12 protein-coding genes and 1 pseudogene are annotated in these 15,169 nt (G+C 45.3%); 5 read left to right on the top strand and 8 right to left on the bottom strand.

Annotated elements, in window-relative coordinates; all coding sequences use genetic code 11:
* The first annotated feature begins 20 nt into the window (after positions 1–20).
* The 4 genes from rfbB to SKZ59_RS00735 all read left to right on the top strand — a co-directional run bounded on the left by rfbB (position 21) and on the right by SKZ59_RS00735 (position 4,402).
* A complete protein-coding gene (gene rfbB, locus SKZ59_RS00750) occupies positions 21–1,100 on the top strand; it encodes a dTDP-glucose 4,6-dehydratase (protein WP_319990530.1) in 1,080 nt (359 codons plus the stop codon).
* Complete coding sequence (gene rfbA / locus SKZ59_RS00745; protein WP_319990529.1) at positions 1,100–1,993, top strand: glucose-1-phosphate thymidylyltransferase RfbA; 894 nt, start codon at positions 1,100–1,102, stop codon at positions 1,991–1,993. The genes rfbB and rfbA overlap by 1 nt, the downstream gene beginning before the upstream one ends.
* Before the next feature lie 24 nt (positions 1,994–2,017).
* Entirely contained in the window at positions 2,018–2,563 is a 546-nt protein-coding gene (rfbC, locus tag SKZ59_RS00740) for a dTDP-4-dehydrorhamnose 3,5-epimerase (protein WP_319990528.1), read from the top strand.
* 498 nt (positions 2,564–3,061) lie between these two features.
* Positions 3,062–4,402, top strand: coding sequence for a sulfatase-like hydrolase/transferase (locus tag SKZ59_RS00735; RefSeq protein ID WP_319990527.1), 1,341 nt, complete (start codon positions 3,062–3,064; stop codon positions 4,400–4,402).
* A gap of 586 nt (positions 4,403–4,988) precedes the next feature.
* Here the strand turns inward: SKZ59_RS00735 and SKZ59_RS00730 are convergent.
* Positions 4,989–6,092 (bottom strand): annotated as a pseudogene (locus SKZ59_RS00730) (glycosyltransferase family 4 protein); the annotation flags it as partial.
* The gene (locus SKZ59_RS28165; RefSeq protein ID WP_413774530.1) at positions 6,092–6,739 is read right to left on the bottom strand and encodes an O-antigen ligase family protein; all 648 of its coding nucleotides are present in this window, start codon (positions 6,737–6,739) and stop codon (positions 6,092–6,094) included. The pseudogene SKZ59_RS00730 and the gene SKZ59_RS28165, both read right to left, overlap by 1 nt.
* 142 nt (positions 6,740–6,881) lie before the next feature.
* On the opposite strand from SKZ59_RS28165, the gene SKZ59_RS00720 reads away from it, so the two are divergent.
* Positions 6,882–7,157, top strand: a complete 276-nt coding sequence (locus SKZ59_RS00720) for a hypothetical protein (protein ID WP_319990525.1) — start codon at positions 6,882–6,884, stop codon at positions 7,155–7,157.
* 114 nt (positions 7,158–7,271) lie between these two features.
* Here SKZ59_RS00720 and SKZ59_RS00715 read toward each other — a convergent pair whose 3' ends face one another.
* From SKZ59_RS00715 to SKZ59_RS00690, 6 genes are all read right to left on the bottom strand, one after another.
* A complete protein-coding gene (locus tag SKZ59_RS00715; protein WP_319990524.1) occupies positions 7,272–8,315 on the bottom strand; it encodes a glycosyltransferase family 4 protein in 1,044 nt (347 codons plus the stop codon).
* Positions 8,293–9,477 carry a glycosyltransferase gene (locus tag SKZ59_RS00710; protein ID WP_319990523.1) on the bottom strand — a complete coding sequence of 395 codons (1,185 nt, stop codon included), beginning with the start codon at positions 9,475–9,477 and terminating at the stop codon, positions 8,293–8,295. Before SKZ59_RS00710 ends, SKZ59_RS00715 begins: the two co-directional genes overlap by 23 nt.
* Positions 9,470–10,537, bottom strand: coding sequence for a glycosyltransferase family 4 protein (locus SKZ59_RS00705; protein WP_319990522.1), 1,068 nt, complete (start codon positions 10,535–10,537; stop codon positions 9,470–9,472). The genes SKZ59_RS00710 and SKZ59_RS00705 overlap by 8 nt, the downstream gene beginning before the upstream one ends.
* A 15-nt stretch (positions 10,538–10,552) precedes the next feature.
* Complete coding sequence (locus SKZ59_RS00700) at positions 10,553–11,818, bottom strand: flippase (protein WP_175444532.1); 1,266 nt, start codon at positions 11,816–11,818, stop codon at positions 10,553–10,555.
* Between the two features lie 48 nt (positions 11,819–11,866).
* Positions 11,867–13,045 carry a GumC family protein gene (locus SKZ59_RS00695; protein ID WP_083292673.1) on the bottom strand — a complete coding sequence of 393 codons (1,179 nt, stop codon included), beginning with the start codon at positions 13,043–13,045 and terminating at the stop codon, positions 11,867–11,869.
* Positions 13,046–13,256: 211 nt separating this feature from the next.
* On the bottom strand, positions 13,257–15,167 hold the full coding sequence (locus tag SKZ59_RS00690) for an SLBB domain-containing protein (protein ID WP_319990521.1): 1,911 nt from the start codon (positions 15,165–15,167) through the stop codon (positions 13,257–13,259).
* Between the last annotated feature and the right edge of the window lie 2 nt (positions 15,168–15,169).

Below are 15,169 nucleotides of genomic sequence, written 5' to 3'. Positions count from 1 at the left end.
AGTAAGTCAAGGAAAGCAATATGATTTTAGTGACTGGCGGCGCCGGCTTCATCGGTTCCAATTTTGTACGCGACTGGCTGGCGCTCAACGATGAGCCCGTGGTCAATTTTGACAAACTGACCTATGCTGGCAATCTCAGCAATCTGGCAAGCCTGGAGCAAGACCCGCGGCATATCTTCGTACGCGGCGACATTTGCGACACCGCCCACATCTCCCGTCTGCTGGCAGAACACCAGCCCCGCGCCATCGTGCATTTTGCCGCAGAGAGCCATGTCGACCGCTCGATCCATAGCCCCGGCGAATTCATTTCGACCAACGTCAACGGCACCTTCAGCCTGCTCGAAGCGGCGCGCGCTTACTGGTCCGGCCTGACAGGCGAAGCCAAGGATGGCTTCCGCTTCCTGCACGTCTCGACCGACGAGGTGTATGGCACCCTGGGGCCGAACGACCCGCCATTCACGGAAACAACGCCATATGCGCCCAACAGCCCCTACTCGGCATCGAAAGCGGCGTCCGATCATCTGGTGCGCGCCTATTTCCATACGTACGGCATGCCGGTGCTCACCACCAACTGCTCGAACAATTATGGCTCCTTCCATTTCCCGGAAAAGCTGATTCCGCTCATCATCAGCAATGCCCGTGCAGGCAAAGCCTTGCCTATCTATGGCGATGGCATGCAGGTGCGCGACTGGCTGTACGTGGGCGACCATTGCTCGGCGATCCGCCGCGTCCTGGAAGCGGGACGCCTGGGCGAGGTCTACAACGTCGGCGGCTGGAATGAAATGGCCAACCTGGAAGTCGTCCATACCTTGTGCGACATTCTCGATACACTAGATCCAAAAACGTCCGGCAGCTATCGCGAACAAATCAACTATGTGCAGGATCGCCCGGGCCACGACCGCCGCTATGCCATCGACGCGCGCAAGATCGAGCGCGAACTGGGCTGGAAGCCGGCCGAAACCTTCGCCACCGGCATCCGCAAGACCGTCCAGTGGTATCTGGACAACCAGGCCTGGGTACGCGATGTACAGTCGGGCGATTACCTGAAGTGGGTCGAGAAAAACTACGCGGCACGCGACACGGCCCAGGAGCAAAAATAATGGGAACCACCATCGAACGCAAGGGCATTATTCTCGCTGGCGGTTCCGGCACGCGCCTGTATCCCGTCACCATGGCCGTATCGAAGCAGTTGCTGCCCGTGTATGACAAGCCGATGATCTACTATCCGCTGACCACGCTGATGCTGGCCGGCATACGCGACATCCTGATCATTTCCACGCCACAAGATACACCGCGCTTCCAGGAGTTGCTGGGAGACGGCAGCAATTGGGGTATCAGTCTGACCTATGCTGTGCAGCCCAGTCCGGATGGCCTGGCACAAGCCTTCATCATTGGTAAGGAGTTTGTCGGCGATGCACCGTCTGCCCTGATTCTGGGCGACAACATTTATTACGGTAACGACTTTGAATCGCGGTTACGCGTAGCCTCCGCACGCACCAGCGGCTCGACCGTGTTCGCCTATCACGTAAACGATCCGGAACGCTATGGCGTGGTGGAGTTCGATGCACAACGTCGTGCCATCAGCATAGAGGAAAAGCCGCTCAAGCCAAAATCGAACTACGCCGTCACCGGCTTGTATTTCTACGACAGCCAGGTGTGTGACATTGCCGCCAATATCGCTCCCTCTCCGCGAGGCGAACTGGAGATCACTGATGTTAACCGTGCCTATCTGGCACTTGGCCAGTTGAACGTCGAATTGATGGGACGTGGCATGGCATGGCTCGATACAGGCACGCATGCATCTCTGCTGGAAGCTGGGCAATTCATTGCCACCATCGAAAATCGCCAAGGTTTGAAAATCGCCTGCCCTGAAGAAATCGCCTACCGTCGCGGCTATATCGACGCTGCCAAGCTCAAGGCATTAGCGCAACCCTTGAAAAAGAACACCTATGGTCAATACCTGCTGCGCCTGCTCGAAGAAAAAATATACTAAAGGCTGCACCGCTCATTTCACATCATGCAAATTCAAAAAACCGCCATACCGGATGTCCTGATTCTCGAACCCACCGTGTTCTGCGACGATCGGGGTTTTTTCTACGAAAGCTTCAACCAGAAGCGCTTTGCCGAACTGACCGGCGTCATCCGCAACTTCGTACAGGATAACCATTCCAAGTCGGCCAAGGGGGTGTTGCGCGGCCTGCACTATCAGATCCAGCAGCCGCAAGGCAAACTCGTACGCGTCACCGCCGGCGAAGTATTCGACGTTGCCGTCGACCTCCGCAAGAGCTCGCCGACATTCGGCCAGTGGGCAGGCGTGACCTTATCAGCGGCTAACAAACGCCAGATATGGATTCCTGAAGGCTTCGCCCACGGCTTCTTGGTCACCAGCGACAGCGCTGAATTCCTCTACAAAACGACCGATTACTGGGCACCGGAATTTGAACGTAGTCTCCTGTGGAATGACCCGGCAATCGGCATCAACTGGCCGCTGGATGGCGAACCGCTCTTGTCGGGTAAGGACAAACTTGGCGCATTGCTGGCCAATGCCGACGTCTTCGCCTAAACACTGCTAACCTCGCGTCCAAAATTTGGCCTGCTGAAGAATCAAAAGGCCAAGCCATACGCTATCGCAGGCCATTCCAGTGCAATCGCTGCTACCAAGCTCTGTCCATGCGAGGCTGCGTCGCCGAACGATGCCGGGTATTCGAAGTGTCGATGACATGATGCCCGGTCGTCGAGCCCACACTTCGACGTTGCACTGCAGCTCAGGACAAAAGCATACCAACACATTTCCGGCCAGCTTGGCCACGTCAGTGCAAGACAGCCTGCTTCAAGACCAGCTGGTTCACTGCCACTGAACTGTCACAAAAATGAGCCAAATACAGCGTTTTTTTTTGCACGACTATACGGCGTTTTTGAATGTGGGTATGCTAGGCAGAATTTATGACAAGCGTGTTACAATAAATACCCAAAAAAAACATTGCCAAATATTCACATCTTTTGGTGCTTTCTGAGATTCTTCCTCGCGCCAATAAAATTCCTTTTTTGCATTTCCAAATTCATGAGTTCACCTTATACACTACAAGAAGATCGATTTCTTTCTCTTCAATCTAAAAAATTCGTATATGTTCGCTGTTTTTTATGGATGTTGTTACCCAGCATTATCTGGAGTTTTGCATTCGGCAGGATATACATATGTATCGAGCCGCTGTTTTTTCCTTACATGGAAAAACGCCTCAAGCCTTGGCTATCTCTCTTGATAAAGACCGTCTGGTTCTTTGTCTTTTTAATTTCCATTTTGGCAAATTGGAATATCAGGCCGAACGCTTATAATTTCTATTTCTTTACAGTAATGGGAAATGCTCCTACGCCTGTATTAGTTACCTGCTTTTTATTTGTGGCAGTAATGTCATTCTTCGTTTTCTCCGACATATATAGAAGAAGTTCCCTAGGATTCAGAAAATTTGCATTAATTATTGGAGTTTTTTTACTTATTTTAAAATCCATCATGTCGATGTTTGATGTGGGTCCAACATCGCTACGGAAAGCGATCATTACACCATCGCCGTTTGCAATAAAAACATTGTTTCTTGATGATATCTCTAGTGACAAGAACTTTTTGGGAAAAACTGCCGAGCCAACATTTTTAAATCATATCAAGGGTGCAGAAAAGATGCCCCAAAAGATGGTTTTGATGGTTGTGGAGTCATGGGGAGAGAGCCAGGCTTCGTTGGTGTCAGTTAAGAAGCGGTTACAACGCGACGGTGTCAAAGTGCTTGACTCAGGTTTTACCGACTATCACGGTTCTACCATGCAGGGAGAGATCCGCGAGTTATGTTCCCAATATATAAAACTCGATTCTGGCACCAACTTTTCATCGGTTGCCGATAACTGCGTTCCTGCGTATATGAAAAACAAGGGGTATGAAGTTTTTGGAGTGCATGGTTATCAAAAAATGTTTTATGCGCGCGATACTGTTTGGAAGCACTTGGGTATCGATAATGCATACTTTCAACCGGAAATGCGGCAACTCAATACCTGCCCAGGACCATTTGCAGGCATTTGTGATGAGGATATGATTACTTTTGGTATTGAATTGATACGTCATGAAGATAAGGCATTTTTATACATGCTTTCATTGTCCAGCCATGAACCGGTCGCCTCGTCCATGCTCGAAACTCCAACCCAGTACTTCCGGGATATCGATGCTATCGGCGATTCACAAATTGTTGCGCGCAATGCCATTGGCAGCATGGTAGCCACCTTGAGCATGAGTACTGATATGGGGTGTACTGAAGCGTACATTGTAGGTGATCACCAACCGCCATCGGCGGTCAATAGTGAACAACTCCCGGCAAATCAGGTTCCATATATGCGGATGTCCTTTCATTGCAAAGAGTAGATGCCATTAATGATCATCAGGAAGCCTGATCGATCAGTTCCACGGCGTGCCGGGCAAAAAACACTATTATTTATAATAAGATTACAATTTTAAAAACAGTAGCGGCGTCTGTCGCGCTTGTAAAAATCAAGGCCAGACCGTGCGCATGCCTGGTCTGGCCTTTTTTACCCGGCGCGGTCCTGAGCAGGTCGCCGTATCGCGCCAGAGGACGGCGCCACATCACTGAGAGACGGAGTGCCTTTCAGGCTGGCGCACATGGTGGCCACGCTTACGGCCAGCCTGATCTTGGTGCCAGCTGGCAAGCCGATCCTGGCAACAGTCGCGCCAGCAGCGGTATACCCGCGTCAACCAAACAGCCTGACATGAAGACGCGCGGCGCTCAAGGGGAGATGGCGGCGAGCCAGCGCTGACGAATTCCACTGGATGAAGTTGACTCCGTCAGCTGATTCATGGATGAAACCGAGATCCTGTATTTCATATTCCGCAGAGAAGCAAATGCGATGGGTTCTCTCTTCGACAGTAACCTCAGTCCTCAAGTCAATAATTTCTCAGGAACTGTAAATTTTCTCTCATTGCAGTCTTCATGGGATTTTTTGACAAAGTCAACAAACTCGCTTTTAAAACGGTCATTACTAAATCGTACAGCATTTTTTCTGCAGTTTTCCGCCGATATCTGTGCAGAGCTATTTTCAAATGTGTTCACCGCTTCGATGACCGACTCGACTGTCTGCTGTGAAAATAACACTCCAGTAGGTGTCTCATGTGATAACGGCAAAACAGTTTCAAGCGCTCCGCCTTTACCAAATGCAATAACTGGCGTACCACAAGCCTGAGCCTCTACCGGAGTGATACCAAAATCTTCCTCTGCCGCAAATACAAAAGCCTTGGCATTCATCATGTATTTTTTTAATACATCAAATTCCTGATAACCCAGTAATTCGACATTTTCGCCAGCCTTCAACTTTATTTTTTCGAAGTCCGGACCGTCGCCAATGACAACAAGCCGCCTGTCCTTCATTAATGAAAAAGCGGCCACAATTAAATCAATTTTTTTGTAGGGAACCATTCTCGATGCGGTGAGATAAAATTCCTCTTTTTCGCCCTGAAACGTAAACGCATCTACATCAACCGGTGGATAAATTACAGTAGCTTGCCGGTGATATGACTTCATAATTCTTCTTGCTATGAAGTGAGAATTGGCCAAAAAATAATCAACACCATTGGATGTACGAGTGTCCCACAATCTGATTTTATGCAAAATCCAGCGCGCCAATATGGATTTCAATCCCTTTGTCAACCCTGATTCTTGCAGATACTGATGCTGAAAATCCCAAGCGTATCGGATTGGAGAATGAACATAGCTGATATGTAATTGATCTGGTCCTGTCAATACACCTTTTGCCACGGCATGCGAGCTGGAAATAATTAAATCGTAAGATGAAAGATCAAATTGCTCTATTGCAATTGGCATCAACGCAATATAATTCCTGTACGACTTCTTTGCCATTGGCAATTTCTGAATAAATGATGTTTTCACCTTTTTATTCATAATAAATTTTCTGCTATCGTCTGGCAAAAAATCAACCAAAGCAAACAGATCTGCATCGGGATAACACTCCAGAATTTTCTCGACGACTTTCTCTGAGCCCGCATAGTTTACAAACCACTCATGAACAATTGCAATCTTCATTATTTTCCACACCTACTTTTAACATTTTTTTCTTGTAAAACAACGCCGACCACAATTCCATGCAAAATCATTATTGGATAAAACAATAAGAAGTTTGAATAAAACATTGAAACTGATGACACAAGAAAATACATTGCATACGGTGCACTTTGGCTATGGGTACTTTCGTTCGCCAAGATTGTGCATGATTTTTTTAATACAGAAATATAAAATACAAAGAAACCAAAAAAACCAAAAAAACCCAGCCTGAATAATATATACAAAAACATATTATCGCTAAAGGTAATTCCTTGAGAGGATAACGGAACAGAAAAAGGAATTCCCTTCAACAGGTATTCATAATTTCCAAAAAATATATCAAGTGCCATGTGCCATTTTTCGAACCTGATGTCATATGAGAAAAGATCGCCGGACAATAGCAACAAGAAGAACAATGCCAAAAGAATGGCTATATTAAGGAAGTACAATTTCCCTGACAAATTGGCCGGCCTTGTCCTTACAAAGATGGCAAACAAGAAAATCAGGAACAGAGACAGCATGGCCGACCTGGACTCGGAAAAGTAGAATGCAAGAAAAACAATCAGGAATACAGCACAGTGCTTTATGTCATATTTTCTTGATGTAGAGAAAATACAAAAATAGAACACCAAAAAATATGCAAAACTATTCGGGTTCAAGAATACAGACGATGCCCTATAATAACCATTCGAGTTTATAAAATAAAGTTCGCGGCCAGCCGTTTTCAAATCGAGCAATGGTAAATTCAGAAAATACAATATCAACCCGATAATGGACAAAGTCCATGCTAGAAAAAATATTATTTTTAGAAATTTAGTTCCGCTCAAGGTATCTATATTCAAACCAATGAATATTGATATTATCCAAAAGGATATTCCAAGAAAAAACCCGCCATCTGGCTCATTGAGCAAGGAAAAAAATAAAAAATTGAAGGCAAGAGCAATTACGCACAAAAAATTCTTATCTATTTCAATTGGAAAATTTTTCCTTATACTCGACAAAGCAAAAACCACGAAAGTGAGTATCATGCAAAATACAAATATGTAGGATGCTGAAAATTCACTTCCTGCAATAGTGAATTTATCTAACAATGCCATAGGCATGGAAATGACACTTAATAAAAAAAAGAAAAATATGAAAAATATCAGGGACTTTCTTATTTTATACATTTGAGTATTCCTTCTGCATAGCCGATATCATGGGAGCAAGTGAAAAAATGCTCATATCGCATGGCTTGTAGGTAAGTTCCTCAAGAATAACCTTTGCCAAATCTGAAGAATTCTCGTTTTCAAAAAGAGAAATGTTATTTTTTATTTCATTAAAAACCGTTTTTATGCCATAGGTATTGCTAGCGATAACCGGCAAATGTGAGACCAGCGATTCGATTAATGTAATGGGTAACCCTTCCCACCTGCTTGGAAGTATGAAAACATCAGCCGCTTTCATCAGCTCATAGACGTCCGTCCGACGCCCTAAAAATCGCACATGTGTATCGATCTTTAGCGTAACGGCTAGTTCCTGCATCGAGGCCAGCTCGGCACCATCGCCAGCAAAGACAAACAGCTGGTTGGTTAATTTATCTTGCTGCTTCAGAAGCCCAATCGCCTTGATTAATACATCATATCCTTTGGGAAAATCAAAACGCGCGACGGTAAGAAAGATTTTCCGATCCAAAGGGATATCTAATAAAATTCTATAGCTATCTTGACTTCCCTGAACATCTTTTATTGCGTCGAATTGAATTCCGTTAAATACGGTCTTTGCCTTAACTCCATATTTTTCTTCAATAAAATATTCATCCTCATATGATACCGAAATGATTTTATCAACTTTTCGATATAAAAATTTCTCAAGATTTAATCGGATGAAATATTGAATTTTTGATACAATTCCTTTTTTGAATTCATACTGGTGCAAATGAATTCCATGTACTGTAAACATGGTTTTCTTGGCTTTACCTCTAAATGCCAGCAACGGCCTTAAATGGTGGAAGTGAATCACATCAGGAGCATAGGCAACAATGGATTCCGAGGTGTATCCGTTATTGAAGACAGTAACATTGTCCAGTAACAGGAATTTGTCCTTGGCATTCCCATCTTTAGCAAACACACCAAACTCTACATCCGGCATGCCGCGACATAGTTGATAAATATGTTCCAATCCCCCGCCGGTAGAAAATTTGTCAGTTACTAAAGCGATTTTCATAAATCAATCCGTATGCTTTTCTTATGGAATCCCAGGAATACTTCTTCTCAGCCAAGTCCCTGGCATTTTTGCGCATTGACGTATAAGCTACTTGATTCTGAAAAATTTCTTCCACGGCTTTTGCCATTTTAAATTCATCAACCTCGACCTGTACACAATCATGACCAGGGGTACATCCGATCCCTTCAAAGCTTACCTTCGTCCCAATGACAACCATCCCCATGGACATGGCTTCCAGAATTTTATTCTTAATTCCACTTCCAAAGCGCAAAGGAGAAATATAGACCTTGGAACGGTTCAGGTATGGTCTCAGATCCTCGACAAAACCAGTCACGGTGATATGTTCACTAGCAAAAGATAACGTAGTTTCATCCGGCTTTTGCCCTACCAGAAGCAGATGTGGTTGAAATTTTTTGTCTATTTTTGGGAGTACTTTATTAACTAAAAAATTGACCGCGTCCTTATTTGGGGCATATGACATGTCTCCTGTAAAAATCAGGAAATTTTTATCCCTTTGAGCCAAACTATCAGACTTGAAGTAATCTACATCTACACCATTAGGAATACAGTAATAATTATCTTTTTTGGTAATTGCCTTGGCATAATCTCGGTCGACATCCGAAACAAAGACGGCAGCCTTGAATATATTATAATATCTCTTCTCGAATGACGAACACTTCAGAAACTCGATCGAATAAATTATTTTTTTAATAATATTCTCTTCATTTTTCTTGCGGCGACACCAGAACAGCGTCATACAGTCGATAGGGAAAATAATCATCTTATTGACAATTTCTGATGGCATGCCAATAGCTATTTCCGCCAGATAGGGGGAACTAAGATGAATAACCGAATAACGAGAGTGATGTTCGAGCAAAAAATCTTTGTATTGACGGACATATTGAGAATATTTCGATACATTAATTGGTTTCATCGAAAAGATGAAACTGAAAATTTGGGAGAACTTATCTTTCTTCTTCCTTGGAGGAATTTTAAATATATTTCCAACATCGGAAGTGTTCAAATCACCTAAATCACCAATACAAAGCATATCGGCATCAAAATAATCATTTTTCTTGAGCAAATTTGCATTTATTTTCGCCAGGCCGTCCCTATACTCGGGATAAGGATAACTGGTCGCAACAATCAATACTTTATCCATTACAGGCGTCCTGATAAATCGTCAAATGTTCACGAGCCTGGCGAACAATAGAAAAATCCTCAGCCCTAACCCTGGCTTGCTCTGGATCAAACATCTCAAAACTCTCGATCATTTCCAATATTGACTTCTTCAGCGCTGTGGAGTCTTCCGGAGTGAACAAGATTCCAATATTTTTGGCGTTAATAATATCTTTAGGGCCACCGATATTCGGACAAATCACTGCCTTTCCATATGCAAGAGCTTCAATTGCTACCATGCTAAAAGATTCATAACGAGAAGGTACGACGACAAAATCACTAGCCGTCAGAAAGGGAGAAATATCTGCCTGGAATCCATCAAAAACAACGTCCAGATTCTCATGCCTTTGCGTTTCCACAATACTATGTAATTCCGCATGGAAATCAATATCCTCTTTTTTATTACTATTCACGCCACCAACAAAGTGCAATTTTATATTAATGTCGCGCCGCTCTTCTGCAATATCCATCAACGCTGACAACAGGATATCCTGGCCTTTTATCCGTTGAAAACGGCCAATGCAGGATATAGTAATATTGCGAGGATCAATTTCTTTTTTCGCTCCTTGGATTTCTTTCATTTTCGTGCCCAGGAATATCTTGGACAGCTTATCTGATCCAAAGCTACAAATATCGTATACATCTGTAGAAACTGCTACTACTTTATCAACAATCAGATTGATGACTTTCGCGCGCAATCCAAAAGGGCTCTCCCAGAAGCCATGCGTAGTCCATATAACAGGGCGCTTCAGAAAAGCCAGCCGGGAAAGAACATTTAATGAGTAAGAGTGAACCACATCAAAACTATTTAACTCTTTTCTGAGCTCAGCAGGGAAAGACAGGAACGGAATAAAGCGGAGCCATCTTTTTCCCGACAAATCAGTTTTTCTACATGCAAGTCCAAGTTCGCTAGCCTTTTGATAAACTGCACCGTCACAAAAAAGTACAACTTCTATACTCTTGCTCAGTTCTTCACACAAATTGAGTAAATTTGACTCGCCACCACCAATGTGATGGTATTCCGTCATTAAAGCCACACGCATATTCTGTCCAATTTCTTATATTAGTTTCTCTTTTAAACTGAAATCTCGAATCTTGGAGAAATAAAGATATCCAACAATAATCGAACTGCTGAATATATGTATGCCGAGTGAAGAAATGGCGGCGCCTATCGCTCCAAAATCGGGAATCAGCAGCAGATTGAGGGAATAACCGATCAAAAGTTGTCCCCAGTTCACAGCAGTCAACAGAAAAGGTTTCTTTATCTGGTAATAGATCAAAGAGATCGGATTGACGATGACGCCAAACATATAGGAAACGACAAGTATCAGTAAGACTGGAATGCTTTTTAAATATGCTTCACCAAATAATATATAGATGATCAACGGTGAGGCCGCTTGTAAAAGCAAGCTGATCCCGATGACATACTTTACTTTCTTGAGTATTTTCTTAATGAATTCTCGAATGGTACTTTCCCTTAAGAAAGCTTCCATTTTTGGCATCAATGTAGCCGTGATCGACATGGTAATCAATGGCAGAATCATTGCCACATTTGACGCGACAGAATAGAATCCAACCGCCTCGGCATCGCCTAATTTCTTCAGCATGACCACATCAATTCTCATCATTATAACGACCGCTACTGATGAGAAAAATATCCAAAATCCCAGCTTGTAAATTTCTTCAACGTATTTCCACTTGAATAAAAATCCGGTCTTCAAGATATAAATAGCGGATACTGAAACAAGCACGACAGCGAAGAAATAAATATAGATAAAATACTCGAACCTTTTTCCTGCAGCAAAAGCAAAGATAACGACGATTACCGCCACGAACCGAATAGCATAATGCGAAATACTGACGAGAGAATACTGCCTGAATTTCTCCAACCCCTGAAAATGGGCAATAACCGTTCCCAAGATAGAATGAAAAACAAGAGCAATGGCGGCCAACCTGAAATAATACTCATACCTGTCTACCGAGAAAAAATACTCTGATATGTCGGATGAAAAAAACCAGATCGCCGCAGAAAATAGAATGCCTGTCAGTGTCTTGAATATCAAAACCGAAGAAAATATTGTTTTCTCCTCGGGTTTATTTTCACTCAAAAACTTCACATAGGAAGTAGACGTACCAAAATCAGATATCTGGGTAAGAAACGTGAAAATGGCAATGATCAGGGCAAAATCGCCATAGCTTTTGGGGCCAAGATCCCGCGATATGATAATTATCGCGAGAAATGATAGTCCTTGTGCTACAACGTTTCCAGAAAGAACTTTAACAATATCTCTCGCGACTTTCGAGCCAGCATATTTCAAGAACATTTGAACGTCCATCCAAAAAAATCGAAGGCAATTTTTCCTCCAGCATAATTATTCATTATTTTTTAGAAATGGATTTCCAGCTTGTGCCAACGCTTCTTTTGAAAATGCCCAGACCAGACCGACAATACCACCCAACATCAAAAATATCATCACCAATATGCTGCGGGTAGGTTTTGACTTCCTATCCGGAATCACCGCATCATCCAGTACCTGAATCATCGAACTATCGCGTGCTTCATCAATACGTGCAATCTCAAACTGCTTCGCCAGGTTTTCGAACAACAGTTCGTTATATTTCACATCCCTGACTTTCCTGATATATTCCATGCCCAGACCCGGCAACTTTTCGGTAGAAATGGAAATATCACCATTGCCCTGATTAGTACCTCGCTCCACTTTCTCCAGCTGAGCCCTCAAGCCATTTATTTCCTGTCTGTTCTGGATATACAGGGGATTGTCTGCGGTGGCAAAAGTACGCATTGCCGCCAAAGCAACTTCTTTCGAGGCGATTTGTGATTTAATCATTGCAATGGCAGTAATCGTTGCCTGTGCCTGACCATCAAGCTTAATGAGTCCCGTTTTCTCCTGAATTTCCTTCAATGCCAGCTCTGACTCATCAAGAGCTTTTTTAGATTCACCCAAACGTTTTTCAAGAAACAACCTGCGTTTTGAAGCTTCCGTGATCGCCAACGATTCTGTCAGTTTCTGCAGCTCCTGAACATAACCATTTGCCAAAAGTGCGGCACGTTCAGGATTTTTATCATCGACATCGATGACAATAATGCCGTCACGTCCATTAGTAATCGTGGTCGCTTTCTTCAGCGCCTTACGGGCGTCACTTTTAAAATCAGCTTTGTATATTTCCATCAAGTTGAATCGCTGGACCAGATTATCGCCAACGGTACGGCTGCCTAGCATGCCGACGTATGTCTCACCTGTATTCTTGCTACCCAAGGCCGCGCCAGCGAGACCGCCAAGGCCGCCGAGTTGCCCAAGCAACTGAGACGCGCCTGATTGCGACTGCGGTGGCAGGATTTTCGCTGACGCAGTATATATATTAGGTAGCAACATACTTACGGCAGCTGTTGCTACGGCAAATGCCAACGGCGTCAGGAATACGATCCTTTTATTTTTTTTTATTATTTTGAAAAAATCAAAAATATTCAAATACTCTGATTTTCCAGCCATCCCGTCACCACTATTATTTGAAGGATTTACAGTTGACATCTTTTTCTCGCTACTTCGTTATTTCACGCATAATAAAAATAACGTGAATATTTTTTAGGGGCTGAATATTTAAAAAACCATCGGGATAACTATATGTCAAGTACGCACCGATGGTATATGAAATTGTCACGCGATAAACGGCGTAGTACTGTAAAACCGCTCTGCCATCAATAGTCACTACCAAAGATGTACTTTACGGTTTACAGGCATTCTAGTTTTTCAACACTTTCAAACCAGCCGCACCCAAACCAAACTGATAAAAGATGGCAGTCCAGTCCTTCAGGCTCTGCATGAACGTGCTACGTTCAATTTTCTCCGGTACCACGACGGTATCGCCAGGGTTCAACGCCGTGCCACCCAGGCCGCTAAACCAGCCCGTGCCTTGACCGCTTTGCGCCGTGCCATCGGCACGAATCACGTACATTTCGGATTTGTCCGCGTTGGATGTGATGCCGCCGGCTTGTTGTACATAATCGTTAACCGTACGTTGCGGACGGTAGACGAACGCATTTTGCTGGAAGACGGAACCAAGCACATCTACCGTACCAGGACGGCGCGGGATCAGGATGGAATCGCCGTCCTGCAACGGCAAATCCGGCAGGTTTTTGACTTGTGTGTCAACGCCGGGCAAATCGAGCACAATGCGGCCCTCGGCCTTAACGGAACGCAGTTTTTGCACGATGCGGCGCTGCTGCTCCACTTCGGCAGCGGTTTTCGCTGCATTTTCCTTGTCACCAGAAGCGGCCATGCGCTGGGTCGCATTCGATTCCAGCTCCCGTTCAAAGCGGTCAGCAACCTGATTCAGTTTGATCTGCTGGGCGCGACGTACGGATTCGCGGTTCAGCTGGGTGGCGTACAAGTAGCCGTTTTCATTGGCGCCGCCGACACGGGCGATCAGCTCGCGCAGCGTTTCACCTTTTTTCAACAGGAAAATACCGCTCTGCTTTGCCTCGCCGGCCACGCGCACGTATTCATTCTGGATTTGTGCCTGCACGGGCACTGCACCAGGCGCGAACACCCGCAGGATATCGGTAGGCTTGACTGCGATACTGGCCAGCTGGGTATGACTGATGTCTTTATCGGCAGCCAACTCCAGCACCGTCTTGTATTGGTTATCGACGTTTCTCTCGACGATCACCTGCTTCGTTTCCGCAGCAGAATCAAAGCCGCCGGCCCAGCTCAACACATCAGCCAGGCTGGAACTGCCCTTCAATTCGAAAATGGCGGGCCGTTTCACGCTCCCCGTCAACGCCAGCAGCGGGCCCACTTCAGGAATATAAATCACGTCGCCGTCGCGCAAGGTGACGTCGCGGCTCTTGTCACCGTTGACCAGCATGTCATACAAGTCGAAGGTGCTGACGGTATCCTTGCCACGCTTGAGCTGGATATTGCGCATGCTACCGGTGGCGTCCGGCCCACCCGACGTAAACAAGGCATTGAGCAGAGTGCTCATGGAGTTCAAGGTATATGTCCCAGGACGCACCGCGTGGCCAACCACGTACACTTGCACGGCACGCGTTTGCGCGATGCTCGCTGTCAGGTCGAAATTGGTATAGATCTTGCCAATGGCTTTCTTCAGGTAGCCTTGCAAGTCCTTGTACTGCACGCCGCTGACCTTGATGGAGCCGACGCGCGGGATGAAAATCGCACCGCTGCGGTCGACCGTGGCACTGACGTCGATATCAACCATGCCCCAGCCGCGTACCTGCAACTCGTCGCCCGTACCGATCACATATTCCTGGTTTACCTGTACTCCATCGAGCGGTGCAAAGGTGGACGGTACATCGCTGAACAAATCCTTGCCAAAGACACTTAATTTTTGCCCTGTGACGCCATCGACATACGCTTCAAATGCGCCAACAGACACATCAGCCGTACTACGCTGGCTGCCGGGATTGGCAGGTGGCGATTTTGCGTGACGCTGTTCATTGATGCCACTACGAATGCTGGGCAAGCTGCTGCCTCCTATGTCATTCGCTTGTGCCCGCGAAAGATCCGTTCGAGGCATGTCAGTCGCGCCAAGCTCCTGCTCTACGGCATAGGCAGAAGTTGCACCCAGCAAGCAGGCCGAGAAAATCACGTGTTTCACGAAAGGCGGGGGAGTACGGAGTTGCTTTTTCATGC

The sequence above is a fragment of the Janthinobacterium sp. GMG2 genome, assembly GCF_033949445.1.
GTDB classification, from domain to species: domain Bacteria; phylum Pseudomonadota; class Gammaproteobacteria; order Burkholderiales; family Burkholderiaceae_D; genus Janthinobacterium; species Janthinobacterium aestuarii.
The sequence above is the reverse complement of the archived record's forward strand: the minus strand, read 5'-3'. Positions and strand labels throughout refer to the sequence as shown.